The following is a 22,683-nucleotide window of genomic DNA, read 5'->3' on the forward strand; positions in this document are numbered from 1 at the left end:
TATCATGGTAAAAACGATGAGGTTGAGTTGTCTATGTATTGTGATAATGAGATTACAAACTACTTTCTAGCAGCTATTTGTAATCATTAAAGCGTTAAATTTGTTTGCGATATGCGAAGCGCGATTGATGCACACGTTTACCGAGTACTCAGACAAACGAACACACTAGAAAGCATAAAATACCAAAGCTCATATACTTTAACTGACGAGTTAACTTTTAAATCTAAGTTTTGGCTAAATAAGTTATTTCCATTATTCCACTGGAAATAGCCATATCACAGCGTTTTATCACATTGATACGGCTACCCATGGCAATTGTTATCCTTTAATCTCGCCGTTTATCATTTAATACTTTACCAACAGTTACTTGAGGCCCACTATGGCTGCGTTTTTAGTTTTCTCGAATGTAGGTTGTATGTATGCCACGTATTAAAACGCTAGATGTACTGAGAGGTTTTGCTGTGTTAGGTATTCTGTTTATGAATATTTACTATCATAGCGTTTTTGAATTAGGTTACGTGCCGTTTCAAGTTACACCGCTTAGCGATAATGTGATTGAGGTGATAAATGCCTTTTTTATTGATGGTCGTTTTAGAGCCTTATTTTGTCTACTGTTCGGAGTAGGCTTAGCTATTTTGTACGATAAGTATGGCCAAGAAGATGCCTTTACGTTGTTAAAGTCGCGTTTGAATTGGCTTCTTATATTTGGCTTTATCCATAGCGTGTTTATTTTTTCTGGCGATATTTTGGTTAACTACGCACTAGCAGGGTTGATTGTTTATCGCGAAATAGGCAGTAGCCAAGAAGTTCTCTTAAAAAAAGCAAAAACTTATTTTGCTATCGGCTTTTCATTAATATTGCTGTTTGCGTTGATCCCAAACGAACCTATCTACCGCGATAGTGATGAATACTTCGAAATTATCAATACTTGGCAATCAGGTTATGGCGAGCAATTAATTCAGCAAATTGTGTTTACCATTATTATGTTTGTGTTTAGCTGGGTGTGTTTTATTTGGATTACCGCGGGCATTGTACTGTTTGGTGTTTATTTGTATCGCGCCGATTTTTTCAATACTGGTTTATCAACAAAGCAACTGCTTGCATCTTTATTGGTGGTGATAACCATATCGAGCATCGACGCGCTGCTACGTGTTAATTACGTTCACTTGGTTGAACTCACGATGTCCATCGCCACATTTTCAGGACTAGTATGCGCGTTAATGTATTGCCATGCTTTTATTAAGCTAAATGACAAGCTTACCGTGTTAAATAGTATTCTTGCTCCTGCGGGGCGTATGGCATTTACGCTTTATATTTTGCAATCAATCGTATTTGCGCTCTTCTTTCGCTACTTTTCACCTGAATTTGTGCATAGTGCAACGCGTTTAGACTATATCTACTTGTGTTTAATGTTCTCAGTTTTTCAGCTGGTATTTGCGTTTTTCTATTTAAAACTTTTCAAGTCAGGGCCAATAGAGTGGCTTTGGCGCAAAGCATATAGCGCAAAATAAGTTAAATTTTGTGCAACTGCGCGCAGTTTAAAAACTATTACTGGTAATCCATACAGTTATTAGTCATTATTAGTTATCACAAGAAAACATCGCAAAAGGTGTGCATTGGCAATAATACTTGGCATCGACCCTGGCTCTCGCTTTACGGGCTATGGTTTAATTAAACAGCAAGGTATGAAGTTTGAGTACTTGGGTAGCGGCTGTATTAAAATGGGCGAAAAGCCGATGGCCGAGCGCCTTAAAATAATTTTTCAAGGTGTGACTCAGCTAATTGAACAATATCAGCCAGATAGCTTTGCGATAGAACAAGTATTTATGGCGCGAAATCCCGATTCTGCATTAAAACTTGGCCAAGCCCGTGGCGCTGCCATGGTGGCGGCTTCGCTTCAGTCACTTGAGGTGTTTGAATATTCCGCAAGGCAAGTTAAACAGGCAGTTGTTGGCACCGGTGGTGCTGACAAATCGCAAGTACAACACATGGTAAAGAGTTTTTTAAAATTGCCTGGTACACCACAAGCAGATGCCGCCGATGCGTTGGCAATCGCCATTTGCCATGGCCATTCACAACAACATTTAATCAAGCTTTCAGGGCAAGCGAGTAAAACAGTAAGAGGACGATTAAGACGATGATAGGGCGATTACGCGGAACATTAGTAGAAAAACAGCCACCGGAGATCTTAATTGAAGTGAGTGGCGTTGGCTATGAAGTGAATATGCCAATGACCTGCTTTTACAACTTGCCGAAAGAAGGTGACGAAGCGGTTGTTTATACCCATTTTGTGGTAAGAGAAGATGCACAGTTATTGTTTGGTTTTAATAATAAAACTGAACGCGCGTTATTTCGTGAATTATTAAAAGCCAACGGTGTAGGGCCTAAATTAGGTTTGGCAATTTTATCGGGTATGTCTGCCGAACAATTTGTTGCCTGTGTACATAACGAAGATGCAACAAGCTTGGTTAAATTGCCTGGTGTTGGTAAAAAGACTGCTGAGCGTTTAGTGCTTGAAATGAAAGACAGGCTGAAAGATTGGGGTATGGACCTCTTTACTCCTTATACCGATGGTGCAATATTGGAAATGCAAGAAGATCCAACCGTTAAAGGCTGTGCACAAGATGATGCAATTGCAGCGTTAATGGCACTCGGTTATAAAGCAAATCAAGCGGAAAAAGCCGTTAAAGCAATTAAAGGCACTGGCTTATCAAGCGAAGCGCTAATTAAAGAAGCGCTAAAGGCAATGATGTAAGATGATTGAAGCAGATAGATTAATAGAGCCCGAGAAAAAAGGAAATGAGGATGTTATCGATAGAGCGATACGTCCAAAGCTGTTGTCTGATTACCGTGGTCAACCCCATGTAAAAGAGCAGATGGAAATCTTTATTGAAGCGGCGCGCTCTCGTGAAGAAGCGCTTGACCATTTGCTTATTTTTGGCCCACCGGGATTAGGTAAAACCACGCTAGCGAATATTGTTGCTAACGAGCTGAACGTGAATATTAAAACAACGTCAGGCCCAGTGCTTGAAAAAGCCGGCGATCTTGCGGCAATGCTAACCAATTTAGAAGAAAACGATGTGCTTTTCATTGATGAAATACACCGTTTAAGCCCACATGTTGAAGAAATTCTTTATCCGGCAATGGAAGACTACCAGCTTGATATTATGATAGGTGAAGGGCCGGCTGCACGCTCTATTAAATTAGATTTACCACCGTTTACATTAGTGGGTGCAACAACCCGTGCAGGTTCACTTACTTCGCCACTTAGAGATCGTTTTGGTATTGTTCAGCGTTTAGAGTTTTATTCAGTTGAAGATTTATCACACATCGTTAGTCGCTCGGCGGATTTCTTATCCCTTGAAATGGAAGACGAAGGGGCGGTTGAAGTGGCACGTCGTGCCCGTGGCACCCCGCGTATTGCCAACCGATTATTACGCCGCGTGCGGGATTATGCTGAAGTTAAAGCCGATGGTGTCGTTACAGCCGAAGTCGCAGGCAGCGCACTTGATATGGTAGATGTTGATAAAAGCGGTTTTGATTATATGGACCGTAAATATTTACTCTGCCTTATCGAGAAGTTTATGGGCGGTCCTGTTGGTCTTGACAATATTGCTGCGGCAATAGGAGAAGAGCGCGAAACAATCGAAGATGTTATTGAGCCGTATTTGATACAGCAAGGGTTTATTCAACGTACGCCAAGAGGGCGTATTGCCCAAGAGTTTGCCTATAAACATTTTGGCTTTCCAATAAAAGACGCGTAATACAAGTAACGTTAGTTTGGATTAGTTATTGAAAAAGGTCGCTTAGCGGCCTTTTTTGTTATGTAACTTTTGCTTTGCAACAGGTAACACTTGTAAAAGAGTCTTTCATGTAAAGGCGGTCTATTGCCAATCAATTAACGATAGCAGTTAGCAAAAATGTGGGTTAGAAGTCGATTCGTTATCTATATCTGAGCGTATTTACAGCAGGGGTTTATAGGATTGTTCTAAATTTTAGGCAAAAAAAAGCCCGCTAGGGAGCGGGCAAACAACAAGTTGAAGGAAGTAATCCAGGGAACGCATTTAAAAAAATGCTACACAATGACAAATCAGTAATCACTGTGTATATGAAACTAGGGTTAGCACAGTATGTGTGCATGTCCTCGTGTTTACAGGTGCTATATTACGGATTAGTGTGCTTTTCATCAAACTAGAAAAATTATTTTTTGATATAAAAAAAACTAATGCGACGATATTTTTGGTTGTGTATATAACCATCAGTTAATTAAATGTTAATAATTATACCCTTGTATTTAAAGGGAAAATAATTAAAGCGTAAAATTTGTTCTATAAGTTTTATTGTTTTGGTGATTTTTATATTTAAAGTTTTGAGTATTTATTCATGTTTAGTGAATAAACGTTATGTTTTTGAATGTTTAGTGCGTTATAAAATCATCATTTAGTACCATAAAGTTAATTTGTGTGTTTTTTTTGTTCAGTTGACGTGATTCTTACTGTCTAGCCATTGTATGCAGGTATTAGTATGGTTAAACTAAATCTCATACTAACAAGGGAACTTTCCAAGCACTAAACGAACTAACCCTTGACTATCAATCATTTCAGGAGTGAGCAGTGGCCACCGAAATTTCAATTATTGACTTAATATTTAAAGCGAGCTTTTTGGTGCAACTTGTGATGTTGACTTTGGTATTAATGTCTATTTTTTCTTGGGCTATGATCATTCAACGTCGAAAAGCGCTAACAGCGGCAAAAACGAATGCTAAAAAGTTTGAAGACAAATTTTGGTCGGGTGTCGATTTAAGTAAATTGTATGCGGAACTGTCTGCCCGTAATGAGCTTGATGGCCTAGAGGCAATGTTCACTGCTGGTTTTAAAGAATACGCACGCCTTGCAAAAAACAATCATGCATCACCAGGTTCTATTTTAGATGGCACACACCGTGCAATGCGCGTAACGCTGTCTCGTGAAGTAGAAAAATTAGAATCAAGCCTATCATTCCTTGCAACGGTCGGTTCAATCAGCCCATACATTGGTCTGTTTGGCACGGTTTGGGGGATTATGACCGCATTTATCGCACTTGGCTCAGTAAAACAGGCAACATTACAAATGGTAGCGCCTGGTATCGCAGAAGCGTTGATTGCAACTGCAATGGGTTTATTTGCTGCAATTCCTGCTGTTATCGCGTTTAACCGTTTTTCACATACAGTAGAAAAAGTAGAGTCGTCTTACGGCAACTTTATGGAAGAGTTTTCTAATATTCTTCACCGCCAAGCTGTGGCAAAAGTGGAAGCAAACTAATGTACCAACGTAAAAAACGTCGTCCGGTCGCCGAAATCAACGTAGTACCTTATATAGACGTTATGTTGGTTTTGCTTATTATTTTTATGGCGACAGCGGCTGTGATCACCCACGGTGTTAAAGTTGATTTACCCCAGATGGAACATTCGGAGCTTGTTGAAGCCACGGAAACACCGCCAATTGTGGTATCAATCGATGCTGATGGTAATTACTATGCCAGCATTGGTATTGACCCAGAAGCACCAATGGAAGCGGTTGATATTGCTGCCCAAGTTAAATTGGCGTTAGATAAAGACCCAAAAACTCCAGTAATGTTAAAAGGCGATGGTAAGGTAACTTATCAAGAAGTGTTACTGCTAATGGATTTTCTTAAAAAAGCGGGCGTACCGTCAGTGGGATTGATGACGGAGTCTTTTGAGCAGTAATTATGAAAAACGACTTTAAATCTGCCCTGGTAAAATCATCAGCTTTGCATATTGGCATTATTGTCGCGCTTGTTATTGGCAACTGGTTAAAGCCATCAACGCCACAAGTAATGGAAGTCACTTTAAACGCTCCCGTTAAGCCAGAGCAAAAAGCCGTTGAGGCCGTGTCGGTTGATAATAAAGCCGTAGAAAAGCGCATTAACGAACTAAAAAAGCAAGAAGCAGACAAAAAAGCGGCTGAGGCAAAACGCATTCGCGACTTAGAACGTCGCGCTGCAAACGCTAAAAAGAAGCGTGAAGAAGAAGCAAGACGTATCGCAAAGCTTGAAAAAGAGCGCGTGCGTAAAGAAAGAGAAAAGAAAAAAGCGGAAGCCGCAGCGCGAGCAGCAAAGAAAAAGCAGAAAGCTGAGCAGAAAAAAGCGGCAGAAGCGAAGAAAAAAGCCGAAGCGCTTGCGAAAAAACGCAAAGCTGAAGAAGAAAGGCTGAAGAAAGCGGAAGCCAAACGTAAGGCCGATGCCGAAGCTGCGCGTCAAAAAGCACTCGCTGAAAAAATGATGCAAGAGCAACTTGCGGCGGAAGCTGCCGCACGCAGTCGCGCTAAGCAAGCACAAGTGCTTTCTGAAGTAGAAAAGTACACCGCGCTTATAATCGCTAAAATTCAGCAAAACTTATTGTTAGAAGACACCATGAAAGGCAAGCAATGTCGTCTTAACTTGCGCCTTGCGTTTAACGGTTTAGTAACACAAGTGGAAGCACTAAGTGGCGATAAACAAGTTTGTGAAGCCAGTATTCGCGCAGTACGCAGAGCCGATACATTGCCAGTGTCTAAAGACAAAGCGGTTTTTGAAAAACTTAAAAACATTAACTTAACCATTAAACCAGATATTTAAGGGATAACATGATTAGCGCATTACAAAAATGGGCTTTGTTGGTTGTGCTATTAGTGAGTACAGCAGCGAACGCCGCTCTTGAAATTGTAATTACCGAAGGTGTCGATTCAGCACGCCCGATTGGTATCGTGCCATTTAAATATAGCGGAAATGGTATCGCGCCAAGCAACATTACAGACGTTATTGCTGCTGACTTACGTCGCAGTGGTCGTTTTAATCCAGTGGCGCCGGCGAATATGCCGCAGCAGCCAACAACGGATTTAGAAGTAGATTACAGTGCATGGGTTTCTGAAGGTGTTGAAGCTATTTTAGTTGGTAGCATTACCGAACAAATGGGCGACCGTTATTTAGTGAGCTATCAACTAATTGATGTGATCCGCGGCCAAATCACAGGTGGCGATACAAAGATTTTAAGTAAAGGCCGTTTAGTTAATTCGGAAGATCATATTTTAGATGCACGTCAAACAGTGATTGGCAGCGATAGTTTTCGCCGTTACGGTCACCGTATTAGCGATGTGGTATATGAAGCACTTACCGGTGAGCGCGGTGCGTTTTTAACTAAAATTGCGTATGTAATTGTGCGTGAAAACGAAGATCGCCCCTATCAATTAGTGATTGCAGATTACGATGGTTATAACGAGCAAACGCTATTGCGTTCGAAAGAGCCGCTAATGTCGCCAACGTGGTCACCAGATGGCACAAAACTGGCGTACGTAACATTCGAAAACCGCCAGAGCCAGATTTATATTCAAGATATTTACACAGGTAAACGCGAGCGCTTAACAACCTTCAAAGGTATCAATGGTGCGCCACGATTTTCGCCGGACGGTAACAAGCTAGCAATGGTACTGTCTAAAGACAAAAACGGTGCCACTGAAATCTACGTTATGGACTTGAAAAGTAAGAAAGCACGCCGCATTACAAGACACAGAAGTATCGACACTGAGCCAAGCTGGCATCCAAACGGTAAAGAAATCATATTTACGTCGGAAAGGGCTGGTAATGCTCAGATTTATAGCGTAAATTTAGCAACTGGTAAGAAAAGAAGACTTACTTTTGACGGTGATATGAATTTAGCGGGTTCAATCACGCCTGATGGTAATAGCTTGGTGATGGTAAATCGTACCTTAGGTCGATACCATATTGCTAAAAAAGAATTAAAATCAGGTGACTTCAGTGTGTTAACACGTACCCGCTTAGATGAATCACCAAGCATTGCGCCAAATGGCTCAATGATTATCTATAGTACGTTACATAATAATAAACAGGTCCTTGCATTGGTATCAATGGATGGACGGTTTAAAGCTCGCCTACCGGTAGCGGAAGGTGAAGTTAAGGCACCCGCGTGGTCGCCATTTTTGTAAAGATTACAGGTTAGACTTTTAAAAAAGGAATCAACTCAATGCAACTTAACAAACTACTAAAAAGCCTACTCATTGCAGTGCCTGTAATGACGTTAGCTGCTTGTAGCTCATCTTCAACTGTTGAAGAAGATACATCTGCGAATCAAAGCAACCAAAATCAAGAAGAAACAGTACAAGTTGAAACTGTTGCTAAAGAAAAGACGCCAGAAGAAATTCTTGCAGAAAAATATGAAGCGCTTCGTCAAGAGCAAATCATCTACTTTGGTTTTGATAAATCAACAGTTCGCAGTGATTACGTTGAGTTACTTCAAGCACACGCTGATTTCTTAGTTAAGAACCCAAGTGTTAAAGTACTTGTTGAAGGTCACGCTGATGAGCGCGGTACTCCTGAGTACAACATTGCACTAGGTGAGCGTCGTGGTGAAGCTGTATCTAAATACCTACAAAGCCTAGGTGTTGCGGAAAGCCAAATCTCAGTAGTTAGCTACGGTGAAGAAAAGCCAATGGTTAAAACACGTACTGAAGATGCTTTCGCGAAAAACCGTCGCGCAGTTTTAGTATACTAATATAGAAGATAATATGATTAAGCCGAAAGTTATTTTGGCAACCATGTTTCTTAGCGGGAGCAGTCAGTTACTGGCTGCTCCCGCTCCTGTTTCTGAGGTAGGCGCAAGTTCAAGCATGTCATCGACAGCACTTGAAACGCGTTTACAAACTTTAGAGCGCATGGTTGCAAATCGAAATGTACAATTTCTTCAATTGCAGCAGCAATTGGAATCATTACAAGATGAAGTAAGTCAGCTACGCGGTGTGACCGAAGAGCAAGGCTACCAATTGGAAAAAGTGCTGCAACGCCAGCGAGAGCTGTATCAAGAAATTGAAACACGCGTATCGAGTTATAGCGCACCGACCCAAGTAGCAGACACAACTTCAGATGTTAGCTCTGGCACAATGAGCAGTAACTTGTCTGAGAATGATGCTTACGATCGCGCTGTACAACTCATTATGCAAGACAAACGCTATGATGATGCGATCCCTGAGTTCAAAGCATTCTTAACAAACTACCCTGATTCAGTTTATGTGCCTAATGCACATTATTGGTTAGGTCAGTTACTGACAATTAAAAATGACAGCAAAGGTGCACTTACGCACTTTGAAAGTTTAGTGAATGGTTTCCCTGACTCAAATAAGCGTTCAGATGCCATGCTTAAACTTGCAAACACCTATTTAAAAGAAGGTGAAACGGTACGTGCGAAAAAAATCTTAAATGATTTAGTGGCACAATACCCTGATTCAACCCCAGCGAAGTTGGCTGTTGAAAAATTAGCGAGTCTTAATTAAGACTCGCAACACCACTTATTTGTAAACGGAAAGTGAAAACATTATCACTTTTTAGGCTAATCTTAATTTGTTGGTATAAAATTAGCCAACTGAGTCATAAAACTTAAAAAAACCGTAATTTTAGGTTGCACTCATTTTTTAAATAAGTATTATAAGCGCCCGCAGCCGCTTGTTACGAAAGACAAAAACGCTGCGCAAAAAATCTGATTGGGTCATTAGCTCAGTTGGTAGAGCAGTGGACTTTTAATCCATTGGTCGATGGTTCGAGTCCATCATGACCCACCATTCAGATTTTTGCACTTCGAGTACTTCCCTTATGGGAATTGAGCGGGTCATTAGCTCAGTTGGTAGAGCAGTGGACTTTTAATCCATTGGTCGATGGTTCGAGTCCATCATGACCCACCATTCGAAATGCACTTGCTTAGAGCGGGTCATTAGCTCAGTTGGTAGAGCAGTGGACTTTTAATCCATTGGTCGATGGTTCGAGTCCATCATGACCCACCATTTTCTAAGCCTTCTCTTTGAGCGGGTCATTAGCTCAGTTGGTAGAGCAGTGGACTTTTAATCCATTGGTCGATGGTTCAAGTCCATCATGACCCACCATTCAAAGACCTTTCTATATGCAATACGCATTCTATGAGCGGGTCATTAGCTCAGTTGGTAGAGCAGTGGACTTTTAATCCATTGGTCGATGGTTCGAGTCCATCATGACCCACCATTCATATCTTATTTATATTTCTTAATTATATCCATCGCGCTATTTTATCAATCACAAAACTGTCATTCAGTTGCCATTTTCAGTATAATGCGCGCCAATTTCCTGTAGCAGTTCACGGTCGAGAATATGAGCTTAGCTGAACAAATTATGCCTGAGGATTATATTTTTCCTCCCAAGCCAGCCCCTTTATCAAACGATGAAAAGCAGGCGTATAAAGAACGTATTAAATCACTTCTAAAAGAGAAAGATGCGGTATTAGTGGCACACTATTATACCGATCCTGAAATTCAAGCCCTGGCTGAAGAAACCGGTGGTTGTGTTGCAGACTCGTTAGAAATGGCGCGTTTTGGTAGTAAACACCCAGCAAAAACTATTGTGGTTGCAGGTGTGCGCTTTATGGGCGAAACAGCCAAAATCTTAACGCCAGAAAAAACAGTGGTAATGCCAACGCTAGAAGCAACGTGTTCACTGGATGTTGGTTGTCCAATTGATGAGTTCTCAGCGTTTTGCGATCAGCACCCAGATCGCAAAGTGGTGGTGTATGCAAATACTTCAACGGCAGTTAAAGCTCGCGCAGATTGGATTGTTACCTCAAGTTGTGCACTTGAAATTGTTGAACACCTTGATGAGCAAGGCGACAAGATTATTTGGGGCCCTGATAAACACTTAGGCTCGTATATTCAAAAGCAAACTGGCGCAGATATGATCATGTGGAATGGCGCATGTATCGTTCACGATGAATTCAAAACTAAAGCGCTTAAAGACATGAAAGCCCTGCACCCTGATGCAGCGGTATTAGTGCACCCAGAGTCACCTGCTGAAATTGTTGATTTAGCTGATGCGGTAGGGTCAACGAGCCAGTTAATTAAAGCAGCGCAAGAGATGGACAATCAAAAGTTCATCGTGGCAACGGATCGCGGTATTTTTTATAAAATGCAGCAGTTGTGTCCTGAAAAAGAATTCTTTGAAGCTCCAACTCAAGGTGAAGGTGCAACATGTCGTAGCTGTGCGCACTGTCCTTGGATGGCGATGAATGGCCTAAAAGCGATTGAAGAAGCATTACTTGATGCAAGCGGTAAAGAGGTGTTTGTTGATATGGAGCTTCGTGAAGGCGCGCTACGTTCGCTTAATCGCATGCTAGATTTTTCTGCATCGTTAAGGTTGGCAACGACAAACAATACTTGATGTGTTGTAATTTTAGGCGCTCATAATCAGTGTTCTAAAAAGTACTTGCTTACAATCAAGGCTTTGCATAAGATACGCCACACATTGCAAAGCAGTGTAATGCGGAGAGGTGGCTGAGTGGCTGAAGGCGCACGACTGGAACTCGTGTATAGGTTAACCCCTATCGAGGGTTCGAATCCCTCCCTCTCCGCCATTCTAGATTTAAAGAAAACGCTTGAGTTTATGCTCAGGCGTTTTTTTATGCCTGCATTATGTCAGCAGGGTGAGGCCCTCGATTAAGTTTATCTCTCCCTCTTTGTTATTATTCTCACCGCTAAAACACTTGCAAGTTTGTGCACTTAATTTTTTTCATTACTTCACTTATTACTGATTAGAAGGCAACGTTAAATACGGATATAAAAGCGGGGTAATTTGATGCTTGCTCTTAATTGACGGCATGTGGCTATATGTTATTGATTTGTGTTTTTCGAATTGTTTAGCTAACAAGGTCATATGTCCGAATGGAATTAAAAACAAGTAGCGCTAATTCCATTTGGGAATTGATATTCCTTTCTTATTCCTAAAAACATCTAAAACACCGGACATTCGTCCTTTCATTTCCAAATGTTTCAAAAATGTTAAATTTATCGTAAATCACTGTAAATAAACACTATTTTGTAATTGATTTGTCACTTTATATGCCTAGCATACGATGTTCCTTAGTCGGGTAAAACAAAATCGGGAACAATACTAATGTTAAAGAAAACACTTTTGGCAAGCGCAATTGCCTTGGCAACAGCCAGTGCCAATGCGAATGTGATCATTTCGGAATACGTTGAAGGCGGCAGCTACAATAAAGCGGTTGAAGTTTATAATGCAGGCGATACCGCAGTTGATTTATCAACTTACGCACTAAACTTTTATTTTAACGGTAAGACGGAAATTGGCCGTACGATTACGCTTGCTGGTGAGCTTGCACCTAACACTACTTATGTTGTTGCACATTCACGTGCAGCGGAAGCGTTAAAAGCAAAAGCGCAGCTTGATACTGATGGCAGTTGGTTTAACGGTGATGACGCGGTTACATTAACTAACAGCGACACTGTGGTTGATAGCTTAGGCCAAATTGGTGTCGATCCAGGTTCTGCTTGGGTAAGCGGTGATGTACGCACTCAAGACCGTTCGTTAGTTAGATTAGAATCTGTAAAATCTGGCCGTACAGATGCGTATGCGGCGTTTGACGGCGAACTTGAATGGATGGCATTGCCAAAAGATGATTTTTCAAATGTGGGTAGCCACAACCAGCAAACAGAAGAGCCGGACCCAGTTGAATGCGGTGGTGATGCAACTCTTATTAGTGCTATTCAAGGGAATGGTGATGCGAGCTCGCTTGTAGGCGAAACAGTTGAAGTGCAAGCAGTTGTTACTGTAAGCCTGCAAGGTGACGATCAGTTAAAAGGCTTTTTCTTACAAGAAGAGTCATTTGACCAAGATAGTGACTTAACCACATCAGAAGGTATTTTTGTTTATTACAACAAAACTGAAGTAGCTCAAGGTGATGTTGTAAAACTACGTGCAAAAGTAGAAGAAAAATATGGGCAAACTCAACTTGCTTATGTTGGTGATCTTAAAGTGTGTGGTACAGAAAGTTACAGCGCCACAGAAATAACACTACCAGCTGAAGGTGGCTTAGAAGCGTATGAAGGTATGCTTGTAAGTGTATCTAATGAACTAGTTGTCAATGACACTTATGGTCTTTCACGCTACGGTGAGCTAAGACTTGGCACAGAACGTTTATTCCAAAGCACACAAGTTGCACTGCCTGGTGATGCTGCAAATGCAGTAGAGGCTGAAAACAAGCTTAAATCTATTACATTAGATGATGGTTCAAGCGCGCAAAACCCTGAGGTGATCCCATACCCAACGCCAGAACTTGATGCTTACAATACATTGCGCCTAGGCGATAAAGTAAATGGCCTTACCGGTGTGCTTGGCTATGGCTATAGCCAGTACCGTATTCACCCAACAACACCACCAAACTTTATTCCTGAAAATGAGCGTAGTGAGGCGCCAGACGTTGTTGAAAACAGTAATTTACGTATTGCGAGCTTTAACGTACTTAATTACTTCAATGGTGACGGTCAAGGCGGTGGTTTCCCAACGCCTCGTGGTGCAGATACTGCAGAAGAATTTGAACGTCAAAAAGCAAAAACAGTGAGTGCAATTTTAGCGCTAGATGCAGATGTGATTGGTTTACTTGAAATGGAAAACGATGGTTTTTCTGATTTAAGTGCAATTGCTGATTTAGTTGCGTCTTTAAATGCCGCACAAGCAAACGATAGCTATGCCTTTGTTAATTTAAACACGGAACAGATCGGTGGCGACGCAATTATGTCGGCGATTATTTATCGCAGTAACAAAGTGGCAGAAATAGGCACAGCTGCGTTCACTGAAGCAGTTCCGTTTGATTACGGAAACCGTCCACCAGTAATGCAAACCTTTACTGATAAGCTAACCAAAGAGAATTTTTCTGTAGTGGTTACTCACTTACGTTCAAAGGGTAGCTGTAGTAAAGCGGAAGGTTTAGATGCAGACCAAAAAGATGGTCAAGGTTGTTGGAACCAAACTCGCGTTAACGCAGTTAATAAACTGAATGAGTGGTTAGCGACTAACCCAACTACTGTAGCTGATGAAGATATGGTAATTCTTGGCGATATGAACGCGTATGGTGAAGAAGACCCAATCTATGCATTTGTTAACAATGGTTTTGTAAACATTAAAAAGCAACGCTTTGGTCATACACGTGATTACTCTTATGTATATCAAGGTCGCATTGGTAGTTTAGATCACGCATTTGCATCAAGCAGCATGTATGACAAAGTAGTTGGTATTCAAGATTGGCATATTAATGCTGACGAGCCAGTTTCACTTGACTACAACATGGAATACAAATCAGATAAGCACCTAGCAAGTTTATATGCTGACCACGCTTATCGTGCATCTGATCACGACCCAATCGTAATTGACTTTGATACACGCCCAGCGCCAACAGTTATTGAAGGTACATTTGAAAACCTATCAGGTTGGTTCTGGTGGGATCACCGTACTATTGAACTGCCAGCGGGTTTTGATACGTTAGAAGTGTCAATTGAAGGCGATGGTGAAGCAGATTTATATGTGCGCCACGGTAAACAGCCTAACTTCTTTAAATATGATTGTCGTCCATATTTATGGGGCAGCAACGAAACATGTACGCTAGACAAACCTGAAGAGGGTAAGTGGTATTTCCGTCTGCGTGGTATTTTACCGTATGCAAATGTGACGCTGCGCTACAAAGCAACTAAGCAAAATTTCTAATTGTTACTCGTTGAACAAAAGAGCGGCATTTGCTGCTCTTTTTTTTGCAATATGTTAGCGTGTACGCGATTTGATAATATCGGTTACACTATGCTAAATGACACCATTCAACTGCAAATATGCCAAACTCTTGGCAAGCCAAATATTCACCAAGTAGATACCTTTAAAACAGTTTGGAGTGGCTTTGGTGCACTGCATCGTATTTCGTTTGCTAAAAATGATGAATCGGTAGTAGTAAAATCCATTTGCAAGCCAACTGAAATACACCACCCGAAGGGCTGGAATAGTGACTTTGCATCTGCTCGAAAGCTAAGTTCTTACCGCAATGAACAATATTTTTATCGCCACTACAGCAACAAACTAAATGTCGTTACGCCACAATTTTTAAGGTTACTGGAAGCTGATAATACGCAATATTTACTACTCAGTGATTTAGCATCTGCGGGGTTTGAAGCCATAGCCGAAGATGATATCTCAGCAGTTAAAGGGATTCTTGATTGGTTGGCGTGTTTTCATGCGCAAAATCTTAATGTCAGTGACAATAAGCTATGGCAGCAAGGCGGTTATTGGCATCTTGCGACGCGCCCGGATGAGTTAAATGCAATGTCGCATACAGCGTTAAGAGCGGCAGCGCCAGAGTTAGATAATCAATTGCGGAGTTGTCCCTATCAAACACTTATTCATGGCGATGCTAAAATTGCTAACTTTATGATGTCGCAAAATACCGTTGCAGGGTATGACTTTCAGTATGTTGGCAAAGGCATTGGTATACAAGACGTAATGTTGTTACTCAGTAGTGCATTTACCAGTGAGCAACTATATGCTGTTGAGCATGAGTTACTGAGTTATTATCAAACGGCGTTTTTAAAGTATTGTGATGTGTTTGCTAAGCCGGGTGGTATCGAAATCTTATCGTGCTGGTTAGCACTTTATAGCGTTGCGTGGGCGGACTTTGTGCGCTTTTTAGAGGGCTGGTCACCGAATCATTGGAAATTACATGACTATGCGTGGCATCACGCTAATAAGGCTTTAGCAAGTATCTCGTAATAATTAACCAGAGAGCTGGCTAGCTATCGCTATTTCTGTATCTGATAAATTCGCTTCGCATTAGCAAAACTAAGCTTTTGCCACAGTGCTTTATTAGGGCACAGGTCGTAATATTGTTGCCAAAGCGAGGCATAACTTGATGTCATTAAACAAATTGGAAAGTTACTGGCAAACATAACGCGGTTTTCGCCAAAATGTGTAACTAGTGTGGTCAACACCGTTTTTCTGAATGGTTCGTTTAATGGCAAATCTATCATTTCAAACCCAGAATACTTTATCGCGATATTATCAAAGCGTGCCAGTTTTTTGATTGCTGTGTGCCAATCATCAAACGATTCAGCTGTAACCAGACCCGCGTGATTTAACACAATATTTAAAGTGGGGCAGGCTTTTGCTAAATCACATAAGCGCTTTGTGATAGGGTGCTGGTGAAGCTCAAACTGCGCCTCAAAAATTAACTGATGGCTTTCAAGCAAGGCAAAATTGCTTACGACTTCTGGCTTTAATAATCGCTTGGCATCCGCACCTTCACTAATATCACGAATGCCAACAAACGTAGCATAGCGTGAAAATTCTTGAATTTGCTCTTTAAAAGTATGCGGGTCTTGGTCAATTTGCGCATAACTTATCGCACAATGCGCGCGTTTGTATTTTTGTTCTAAAAAGGCGATTTCGGCCGCGGGGTGAGAATTATTAAAACCCGCTTCAATATGCGCGTAACCGTCAAGTTGAAAATGTGCCGGTAGTTTTAAATCGGCTGGTGTGAAATTGCGTTGAATTAAACTAATTTTTGGCCAAGGGGGCAGTGCATTTTTGAGCCAAGAATAATCACCTTCATCTAAATCAAAAAGATGAAGGTGAGGGTCGAATATGGCGTTATTGCGCTGTGTATCCACCGTCAATAACCTGTAAGCTACCGGTGATAAATGTCGCCTTATCACTGACCAAAAAGCCAATGTAATCTGCTACCTCAGTTGCCTGACCTAAACGGTTAAGCGGCTGCAATGCTTCTTCTTCAGCGTGTACTTCGGCCTTGTTAGCGCCGCTTTTTTCACAGTAACTATCGATAGCCGCATGATAAAGCGGTGTTTCAATGGTGCCTGGACAAACAGCGTTGGCACGAATGTTATATTCGGCATAGTCTAACGCGGTGGTACGTGCCATTGAGGCAAGTGCCGCTTTAGATAAGTTATATGCGAAGGAGTTTCGCTTACCAATAAGCGCTTGATCAGACGCTACTAGCACAATTGCGCCGCCGTTTTGTTTCATAAAAGGTAGCGCATGCTTAATTAGACTAAACGCGCCTTTCACATTCAACGAAAATAGCTCATCTAGCATCTGTTCAGACGTGTTTTCGATGTTAGCTGAAAGGTGGCGACCTGCATTAGATACAACTACATCAATCGATTGATGTTGTTGCCCTATATTTGCAATCACTTTGGCAACCGCATCAACATTGCTAACATCGCAATCGATAAAATTCCCAATTTCTGAAGGGCTAATATCAAGGTTATATACGGTATAACCATCGTCGATTAATCGCGAAACGGTAGCAAGGCCAATACCTTTACTACCGCCAGTAACTATTGCTACCTTGCTCATAACTTAGTGGCCGCAACCGCCAGCGCCATGCACATGACCATGCGATAACTCTTCGCTTGTTGCTTCGCGTACTGATACTACTTCGATATTAAAGGTTAAGTCTTTACCAGCAAATGGGTGGTTTAAATCACAATCAGCGTTAAAGCGACCAACTTTAATGATGGTTACTTGGCGTTGACCTTGATCGGTATGCACAACGGCAGTCATGCCTGGCTTCCATACTTTAGCACCTTGTAAGTGCTTTAAAGGAATGCGCTGAACTGCGTTATCGTGGCGAGGGCCGTACGCGTCTTTAGCTTCAAGCTCAACGCTAAATTTCTCATCAGCTGCTTTTCCATCAAGCGCATTTTCTAAACCTGGCAACATGCCTTCATGACCATGAAGGTAAGCTAGCGGAGCGCCATCTTTGCTCGATTCTAACTGAGTGTCACCTTCAAACACGGTGTAATGAAATTCAACAACGGCGTCTTTTGCGATTTGCATAATAATCCTAAATTTAACAATTTTTCGCAGTATATATGAATTCAGATTAAGACGCGAAAATCAATTGTTTAATGTCGCTGTTTGGCTAATTGAAAAGTAGGGCAGTTGCTCGGTGATATCGCCAGAGGTAAGGATGTTTTGCGGCGCCGCTTTAGCTTGCGTAATAACAATTTTTAATTCTTGCCCCGGTTTTATAATGCCTTTTCGCGGCAATGCATTCCAATCGCGCAGCTGCTTGATGGTAACATCAAATAAAGTCGCAATGTGCCAAAGGGAGTCGCTCGGTTTAACCTGGTAGGATACTTCTAATGTTTCGATTTCCGGTTTTGCCCGTTTGATGTACTGGCTAATGGCATATTCACGCACTAAACTCGGCATGCTTTTACTGCTGGCGGGTAAGATTAAAAGCTGCCCAATATACAATACATCTGTTGTTAAACGATTAAGCGCTTTTAACTTTGAAATAGACGTGTTCGTGAGGTTTGCTAGGCGGTATAAAGAGTCCCCTTTTTTAACTGTGTATCCTTTATCTTTACCATAGCGGCTAAACAACAATACTTGTTCTAGTGTGATGCCGAGCTTTTTTGGTAGCAGCAAATGAAACGGGCCATTAGGTGCACTTTTATCGGCGATATAGGCGCGATTTAGTTTTAATATTTCTGCGCTAGGCACTTGGAGTAGCTCCGCAATTACAATAATGGAAAAGGGCTGCTCTACATCGATGATACGAGTAGACGCAGTGCTTTCCACAGGTGGAAAAAACGACGGATTGTTTGCAATTAGTTTATTAACCGCTAATAGCTTAGGTACATAATCTTTTGTTTCTTGCGGTAATGACAAATGCCAAAAATCTACCGGTTTAGCGTTATGTTTATTTATACGTATTGCCTCTTTTACTTTACCCTCACCGCAGTTATAGGCAGCGATCGCTAACAACCAGTCATTGTCAAAAGTCACATATAGTTCGTTTAAATAACTCAGTGCAGCATGGGTTGAAAGCGCTAAGTCAAAGCGGCCATCGTAATATCCGTTAATTGGCACATTATAATGCTGTGCAATCAGTGGCATAAGCTGCCAAATTCCCGCCGCGCCTTTTTGCGATTTGGTCATACGAAAATCACTTTCAACAATGGGCAGTAGGGCTAATTCTATCGGCATGTTACGTTTTTTAAGCTCTGCAACTATATAGGGTAAGTATGGCTTTGCGCGCAATGAAACATTGCTGGCATAAAACGATTGTTGCGAATACCAGTGTAATTTATCGTCAATTCGCGGGTGTGATAGGTTTGCTAGCTGTCTATTTTCAGCAATAAGTTGCCAAATATTCGATTTGTCGCTCACGGCAGATACAGTTGGTGCTACTAATGCAAGTAGCAGCGATAGCAATAGACCTTTTAACTCGGGTGAGCGATACATAACCAGCATGCCTTTTCAGGAAAACTTGGTTTAAGTGTAGACAAGAAAAAAGTATCAGAAATGACAAAAAAGCAAAAAATTGATAACTGTAAGATTTAAAAGAAGTTAAAAAAACTTGTTACAGAATAAGGGCTTGTCGCAAAAACAAAGGGTAAGGCTATAAAAATCAAGGCCATAATTAAATAGCTTGATGCACGCATTGCGCTGATTTTTTTGAGCTGTAAAAGCGAAATGCCACTCACAATACCACCTGCCACCAAACAGCTTCCCCACAATTGAACTTGTAACACAGTTACTGAGTTTTGCGTATTTAAAAGCTGGCAAATAACCACTGCATCTACAATTAAAATGACAAAAAATACTAAACTAATAACGAGTAGTTTGATGCCAAATAGTTGAGATTTTTGCATGGCCAACGGTTTTTAGCGGTTAAAGGTGTGACATTAATATCGCAATAGTAAAATAATTTCCAGAACAATCTGAGATATATTATTCGACTGCTGACAACAACTTAACAATCAGTTGGTTCATTTGCTTGGTATGTTGCGCGTCAGCACTGAGTAATTGGTGACAAAGATTCAAAGCGACCATCAGCAATACTTTATCATCGCTTTTGGTGTGTGCACGCTGTTTAAATTCGTTTAACTCATCGTTTAAACGGTTGGCTGCAGCAAGCAGCTCATCTTCTTTGCCTTTTGGGCAAGCAATCATATGCTGCTTGCCAAGTAAGGTTATTGCGAGGCCCTGATTATCACCTTGCGCCATAAATTAACTTGCCGCTTGCGAAAGCTTAGTAACAAGTTCGTTTAAAGACGCTGCTTGTGAGCTGCTTGATTCTTCAAGCTCCATTAATTCAAGCTGCGATGTTTCAAGCTCGTCTTTTGCTTTGGCTAACGCAGTTTCAAGCGCTTGCTTTTCTTCTTTTAGGGTTTGGTTTTGGGAGATTAATTGGTCAACTAACGAGTGTAGCGTAGAGTATAAATTGTCGCTCATAATGGCACGCCTTAAATAATAATGAATAAATGTGACAGTAATATGTAAATATGGGTATTGGATGGCGATAGCAAGGCTAAGTTCAAGGAAATTTAGCTAAAATCGTTTAACTGCGCAAAATCTACCCGTAAAACATGTATAAAAGAGTTATAATGCAGCAAATTTACGTTTAGGGCTGTATATGCTTAGCTATCGTCACTCTTTTCATGCAGGTAACCCTGCTGATGTTATTAAACATTTAGTATTAATTGAAACGCTTACTTATCTTACGCAAAAAGATAAGCCTCTTGAATATATTGATACCCACTCAGGTGTTGGCATTTATCGTTTAGCCAATGCAGACGCCCAAAAAACGCAAGAGTATTTAGATGGAATTGCTAAGTTATGGCAATACACAGGTGATAACCAAGCAATTGCAAATTATGTTGAGCGTGTAAAACAGTTTAATAAAGGGGAGCTTGAATTTTACCCAGGTTCGCCACTTGTTGCTGACAGCTTATTACGTGATACCGACAAACGCTGGTTATTCGAATTGCATCCGCAAGACAGCGAAAGCTTAAAAAACAATATGGCTGAGCTTAGCACGCGTCGCAAGCAAACCTATGTGCGTAAAGAAAACGGATTTTCAGGACTATTGGGCTTGTTACCACCGCAAGCAAAACGTGGTTGCGTATTAATTGATCCTCCTTACGAAATAAAGTCGGATTACGAGCAAGTTGTTAAAACTGTTAAAAAAGCCAACGCGAGATTTAACAGTGGCACGATTATGATTTGGTATCCTGTAGTGACACGCGAGCGCATTGAAAAAATGGAGCAGGGGCTTATTGCATCGGGTATTCGCAATATTCAGTTGTTTGAGCTTGCGACGAGCGCAGATAGCGATGAGTTAGGTATGACGGCCTCAGGCATGATTGTGATAAACCCGCCATGGACATTGAAAAAAACCATGGATGCATGTTTACCAGAACTTGTGTCCTTGTTGTCGGATGACAGTGGTTTTTACCGTAGCGAACAACTCGTTGAAGAATAAAAAAAGCCGCAAAATGCGGCTTTTTTTATGCACTAAGCAAGCTTTAGTTAGTTAAAATATACGGCACTAAACTGAGCAATTTTTTCTTTTTTCTCGTTAAATAAGGTTAATGACTCACCCTTTATTTTGTATTCAAACGTATCTTGCAATACTTGATGCATTGCACTTTCAAGGGTGTTCGCCGTACCTTGGCACATCATCATGGTACTGGCCATGCCTTTAAAGCGCAGGCCAAACTCTTTTGCTAAATAGCCACCCATAAAGTTATTGCAGCCAGCAAATCCACGCGCGTTACCATCGGCTTTTAACTGCACAAAGACTTCTCGTGCACCTTCAGGTGTATTCACTTGAGCATCTTGTAACATGGTGGCTTTCCAATAAGTATTTGTCAGCGGCACATCTGGTTTGATTGTTGGGGCGATTTTAGTCAGTTTTAGTCGTAGCGGATCGCTGTTATTTACAAACGGGTTATTTGATTGTGTCGTGGTATACAATAACTTGCCGTCTTTACGGATCTGTGCGCGTACGTTGTAGCGCATGTTGTCTTTAATGAGTGCTTCATCATAAGTTAGTGCAACGCGATAAGGTGGCGCAGTATCGAGCGTGGTTAATTTACTACTAATCACGGTTGCGGCAACGTCCATTTTTGATACATCTTCAAGCGTTACTGTTAACTCGGCATTAGGCGGCAACATGCTGCGGTCTAAATAAAATACTTCAGTATTTAAGGTGCGCATTGTTGATTGCTGTACTTCAGGGGCAGATTGACACGCGGTTAATGTAATTGTGCTGGTGGCAATAAGTGAACATAAAAACAAAGGTTTAGCAAAGCGATTCATAGTAGTTCCTTTATCTTGTTTAACGAAATTAAGTGGACTTACACAAGTGCGTGTTGAGCTTTGCTCTTTGCAAGTTCAACACCGCGTATTTTAAAGCGCTATTATTAACTTATGCTTAATGCTACATAGCTTAATTTATTTTAGTTGACCTGAATGTTAGTTCGGTACATTGAGCAAACTCAGCTTTTTTTCAAGTTGTGTAACTAATTCATTTTCATTTATTTCAGGGTGATTTAGCCCGTATAGCAAGGTCATAAAATAAAGATCAATGATCACATCCGCATGATGTGCATTTGCGTTGTTATCGTGTATTAGTTGGTGTTTAAATCGTGCTAACTGAGGGGCAAGTTCACTGTGTTGCCACATAATCGTGCCAAGTAACTCTCGACTAAATTCGCGCTGAGATAAGTAAAACGGGTAGAGTGCTTTAGCATAATGCGACATGCGTTCAATTGCAGTATGGCTTTTATCTTTTTTGCTGGCGTTTAACAGTACTTCATCTAATTGGTCTGAAAATCCCGCTTTTAATATGTCTATTTTACTTTTGAAATGACTAAATACTGTGCCGTTGGCAACGCCAGATGCCATAGCAATATCACGCGTGCTGGTATTTTGGTATCCATTTTCTTTAAAAAGCTGCCATGCAGTTGTAAGAATAAGTTGTTTTGTTTGTTCTTTTTTTGACACGTTTTCCTCCAGTACATGCGCTATTAC

At 41.2% G+C, this 22,683-nt stretch carries 23 protein-coding genes and 6 tRNA genes; 20 read left to right on the forward strand and 9 right to left on the reverse strand.

Annotated elements, in window-relative coordinates; all coding sequences use genetic code 11:
• Positions 1-419: 419 nt before the first annotated feature.
• The 19 genes from ACXAFE_RS05260 (at position 420) to ACXAFE_RS05350 (ending at position 15,606) form a co-directional block, all read left to right on the forward strand.
• Positions 420-1,511, forward strand: coding sequence for a DUF418 domain-containing protein (locus ACXAFE_RS05260; protein WP_475149590.1), 1,092 nt, complete (start codon positions 420-422; stop codon positions 1,509-1,511).
• A gap of 105 nt (positions 1,512-1,616) precedes the next feature.
• The gene (ruvC, locus tag ACXAFE_RS05265) at positions 1,617-2,141 is read left to right on the forward strand and encodes a crossover junction endodeoxyribonuclease RuvC (protein ID WP_010560443.1); all 525 of its coding nucleotides are present in this window, start codon (positions 1,617-1,619) and stop codon (positions 2,139-2,141) included.
• Entirely contained in the window at positions 2,138-2,755 is a 618-nt protein-coding gene (gene ruvA / locus ACXAFE_RS05270) for a Holliday junction branch migration protein RuvA (protein ID WP_475149596.1), read from the forward strand. The genes ruvC and ruvA overlap by 4 nt, the downstream gene beginning before the upstream one ends.
• Position 2,756: 1 nt before the next feature.
• Positions 2,757-3,764, forward strand: coding sequence for a Holliday junction branch migration DNA helicase RuvB (gene ruvB / locus ACXAFE_RS05275; RefSeq protein WP_010560441.1), 1,008 nt, complete (start codon positions 2,757-2,759; stop codon positions 3,762-3,764).
• 849 nt (positions 3,765-4,613) lie between these two features.
• The gene (gene tolQ / locus ACXAFE_RS05280) at positions 4,614-5,300 is read left to right on the forward strand and encodes a protein TolQ (RefSeq protein WP_054978430.1); all 687 of its coding nucleotides are present in this window, start codon (positions 4,614-4,616) and stop codon (positions 5,298-5,300) included.
• Entirely contained in the window at positions 5,300-5,725 is a 426-nt protein-coding gene (tolR, locus tag ACXAFE_RS05285; protein ID WP_475149600.1) for a protein TolR, read from the forward strand. Before tolQ ends, tolR begins: the two co-directional genes overlap by 1 nt.
• A gap of 2 nt (positions 5,726-5,727) precedes the next feature.
• The gene (tolA, locus tag ACXAFE_RS05290; protein WP_475149603.1) at positions 5,728-6,615 is read left to right on the forward strand and encodes a cell envelope integrity protein TolA; all 888 of its coding nucleotides are present in this window, start codon (positions 5,728-5,730) and stop codon (positions 6,613-6,615) included.
• A gap of 8 nt (positions 6,616-6,623) precedes the next feature.
• Positions 6,624-7,979, forward strand: a complete 1,356-nt coding sequence (gene tolB / locus ACXAFE_RS05295) for a Tol-Pal system beta propeller repeat protein TolB (RefSeq protein ID WP_010560437.1) — start codon at positions 6,624-6,626, stop codon at positions 7,977-7,979.
• Positions 7,980-8,017: 38 nt separating this feature from the next.
• Positions 8,018-8,545: a peptidoglycan-associated lipoprotein Pal gene (gene pal / locus ACXAFE_RS05300; protein ID WP_475149607.1), complete on the forward strand. Its 528-nt coding sequence runs from the start codon at positions 8,018-8,020 to the stop codon at positions 8,543-8,545.
• A 16-nt stretch (positions 8,546-8,561) separates the two neighbouring features.
• On the forward strand, positions 8,562-9,320 hold the full coding sequence (ybgF, locus tag ACXAFE_RS05305; protein ID WP_100914506.1) for a tol-pal system protein YbgF: 759 nt from the start codon (positions 8,562-8,564) through the stop codon (positions 9,318-9,320).
• 209 nt (positions 9,321-9,529) lie between these two features.
• Positions 9,530-9,605 (forward strand) — tRNA-Lys (locus ACXAFE_RS05310).
• Positions 9,606-9,649: 44 nt separating this feature from the next.
• A tRNA-Lys gene (locus ACXAFE_RS05315) sits at positions 9,650-9,725 on the forward strand.
• A 23-nt stretch (positions 9,726-9,748) separates the two neighbouring features.
• Positions 9,749-9,824, forward strand: a tRNA-Lys gene (locus ACXAFE_RS05320).
• Positions 9,825-9,847: 23 nt separating this feature from the next.
• Positions 9,848-9,923 (forward strand) — tRNA-Lys (locus ACXAFE_RS05325).
• Positions 9,924-9,962: 39 nt separating this feature from the next.
• Positions 9,963-10,038 (forward strand) — tRNA-Lys (locus ACXAFE_RS05330).
• A 126-nt stretch (positions 10,039-10,164) separates the two neighbouring features.
• On the forward strand, positions 10,165-11,223 hold the full coding sequence (gene nadA, locus ACXAFE_RS05335) for a quinolinate synthase NadA (RefSeq protein WP_475149611.1): 1,059 nt from the start codon (positions 10,165-10,167) through the stop codon (positions 11,221-11,223).
• Positions 11,224-11,326: 103 nt separating this feature from the next.
• A tRNA-Ser gene (locus tag ACXAFE_RS05340) sits at positions 11,327-11,416 on the forward strand.
• A gap of 539 nt (positions 11,417-11,955) precedes the next feature.
• Positions 11,956-14,559, forward strand: coding sequence for an ExeM/NucH family extracellular endonuclease (locus ACXAFE_RS05345; RefSeq protein ID WP_475149613.1), 2,604 nt, complete (start codon positions 11,956-11,958; stop codon positions 14,557-14,559).
• A 90-nt stretch (positions 14,560-14,649) separates the two neighbouring features.
• Complete coding sequence (locus tag ACXAFE_RS05350) at positions 14,650-15,606, forward strand: phosphotransferase (protein WP_475149616.1); 957 nt, start codon at positions 14,650-14,652, stop codon at positions 15,604-15,606.
• A 29-nt stretch (positions 15,607-15,635) separates the two neighbouring features.
• Here the strand turns inward: ACXAFE_RS05350 and ACXAFE_RS05355 are convergent, their stop codons facing one another.
• The 7 genes from ACXAFE_RS05355 to ACXAFE_RS05385 form a co-directional block, all read right to left on the reverse strand.
• A complete protein-coding gene (locus ACXAFE_RS05355; protein WP_475149619.1) occupies positions 15,636-16,502 on the reverse strand; it encodes an amidohydrolase family protein in 867 nt (288 codons plus the stop codon).
• Positions 16,483-17,208 (reverse strand): SDR family NAD(P)-dependent oxidoreductase, encoded by a 726-nt coding sequence (locus ACXAFE_RS05360; RefSeq protein WP_475149622.1) that lies wholly within the window; start codon positions 17,206-17,208, stop codon positions 16,483-16,485. The genes ACXAFE_RS05355 and ACXAFE_RS05360 overlap by 20 nt, the downstream gene beginning before the upstream one ends.
• Before the next feature lie 3 nt (positions 17,209-17,211).
• Positions 17,212-17,691, reverse strand: coding sequence for an FKBP-type peptidyl-prolyl cis-trans isomerase (locus ACXAFE_RS05365; protein ID WP_475149625.1), 480 nt, complete (start codon positions 17,689-17,691; stop codon positions 17,212-17,214).
• Positions 17,692-17,751: 60 nt separating this feature from the next.
• On the reverse strand, positions 17,752-19,107 hold the full coding sequence (locus ACXAFE_RS05370) for a LysM peptidoglycan-binding domain-containing protein (RefSeq protein ID WP_475149628.1): 1,356 nt from the start codon (positions 19,105-19,107) through the stop codon (positions 17,752-17,754).
• Between the two features lie 95 nt (positions 19,108-19,202).
• The gene (locus ACXAFE_RS05375; RefSeq protein WP_010560425.1) at positions 19,203-19,517 is read right to left on the reverse strand and encodes a hypothetical protein; all 315 of its coding nucleotides are present in this window, start codon (positions 19,515-19,517) and stop codon (positions 19,203-19,205) included.
• Positions 19,518-19,596: 79 nt separating this feature from the next.
• Positions 19,597-19,872: a cell division protein ZapA gene (locus ACXAFE_RS05380; RefSeq protein WP_010560424.1), complete on the reverse strand. Its 276-nt coding sequence runs from the start codon at positions 19,870-19,872 to the stop codon at positions 19,597-19,599.
• A gap of 3 nt (positions 19,873-19,875) precedes the next feature.
• On the reverse strand, positions 19,876-20,100 hold the full coding sequence (locus ACXAFE_RS05385; RefSeq protein WP_010560423.1) for a hypothetical protein: 225 nt from the start codon (positions 20,098-20,100) through the stop codon (positions 19,876-19,878).
• A gap of 181 nt (positions 20,101-20,281) precedes the next feature.
• Here ACXAFE_RS05385 and ACXAFE_RS05390 point away from each other — a divergent pair, with 181 nt between their 5' ends.
• On the forward strand, positions 20,282-21,130 hold the full coding sequence (locus tag ACXAFE_RS05390; RefSeq protein ID WP_475149633.1) for a 23S rRNA (adenine(2030)-N(6))-methyltransferase RlmJ: 849 nt from the start codon (positions 20,282-20,284) through the stop codon (positions 21,128-21,130).
• Positions 21,131-21,177: 47 nt separating this feature from the next.
• Here ACXAFE_RS05390 and ACXAFE_RS05395 read toward each other — a convergent pair whose 3' ends face one another.
• Both ACXAFE_RS05395 and ACXAFE_RS05400 read right to left on the reverse strand, forming a co-directional pair.
• Positions 21,178-21,969: an META domain-containing protein gene (locus ACXAFE_RS05395; protein WP_475149638.1), complete on the reverse strand. Its 792-nt coding sequence runs from the start codon at positions 21,967-21,969 to the stop codon at positions 21,178-21,180.
• A gap of 156 nt (positions 21,970-22,125) precedes the next feature.
• Entirely contained in the window at positions 22,126-22,656 is a 531-nt protein-coding gene (locus ACXAFE_RS05400; RefSeq protein WP_010560420.1) for a TetR/AcrR family transcriptional regulator, read from the reverse strand.
• Positions 22,657-22,683: the final 27 nt, after the last annotated feature.

The sequence above is a fragment of the Pseudoalteromonas sp. ABV4_021 genome (assembly GCF_056159365.1).

Coding starts and splice junctions, on each gene's coding strand:
- tolR (WP_475149600.1), top strand. CDS start 5,300: ATGTACCAACGTAAAAAACGTCGTCCGGTCGCCGAAATCAACGTAGTA.
- ACXAFE_RS05350 (WP_475149616.1), top strand. CDS start 14,650: ATGCTAAATGACACCATTCAACTGCAAATATGCCAAACTCTTGGCAAG.
- ACXAFE_RS05345 (WP_475149613.1), top strand. CDS start 11,956: ATGTTAAAGAAAACACTTTTGGCAAGCGCAATTGCCTTGGCAACAGCC.
- ACXAFE_RS05370 (WP_475149628.1), bottom strand. CDS start 19,107: ATGTATCGCTCACCCGAGTTAAAAGGTCTATTGCTATCGCTGCTACTT.
- ruvA (WP_475149596.1), top strand. CDS start 2,138: ATGATAGGGCGATTACGCGGAACATTAGTAGAAAAACAGCCACCGGAG.
- ACXAFE_RS05360 (WP_475149622.1), bottom strand. CDS start 17,208: ATGAGCAAGGTAGCAATAGTTACTGGCGGTAGTAAAGGTATTGGCCTT.
- ACXAFE_RS05365 (WP_475149625.1), bottom strand. CDS start 17,691: ATGCAAATCGCAAAAGACGCCGTTGTTGAATTTCATTACACCGTGTTT.
- ACXAFE_RS05395 (WP_475149638.1), bottom strand. CDS start 21,969: ATGAATCGCTTTGCTAAACCTTTGTTTTTATGTTCACTTATTGCCACC.
- nadA (WP_475149611.1), top strand. CDS start 10,165: ATGAGCTTAGCTGAACAAATTATGCCTGAGGATTATATTTTTCCTCCC.
- ruvB (WP_010560441.1), top strand. CDS start 2,757: ATGATTGAAGCAGATAGATTAATAGAGCCCGAGAAAAAAGGAAATGAG.
- ACXAFE_RS05380 (WP_010560424.1), bottom strand. CDS start 19,872: ATGGCGCAAGGTGATAATCAGGGCCTCGCAATAACCTTACTTGGCAAG.
- tolA (WP_475149603.1), top strand. CDS start 5,728: ATGAAAAACGACTTTAAATCTGCCCTGGTAAAATCATCAGCTTTGCAT.
- ACXAFE_RS05260 (WP_475149590.1), top strand. CDS start 420: ATGCCACGTATTAAAACGCTAGATGTACTGAGAGGTTTTGCTGTGTTA.
- ACXAFE_RS05375 (WP_010560425.1), bottom strand. CDS start 19,517: ATGCAAAAATCTCAACTATTTGGCATCAAACTACTCGTTATTAGTTTA.
- ACXAFE_RS05390 (WP_475149633.1), top strand. CDS start 20,282: ATGCTTAGCTATCGTCACTCTTTTCATGCAGGTAACCCTGCTGATGTT.
- tolB (WP_010560437.1), top strand. CDS start 6,624: ATGATTAGCGCATTACAAAAATGGGCTTTGTTGGTTGTGCTATTAGTG.
- ACXAFE_RS05385 (WP_010560423.1), bottom strand. CDS start 20,100: ATGAGCGACAATTTATACTCTACGCTACACTCGTTAGTTGACCAATTA.
- pal (WP_475149607.1), top strand. CDS start 8,018: ATGCAACTTAACAAACTACTAAAAAGCCTACTCATTGCAGTGCCTGTA.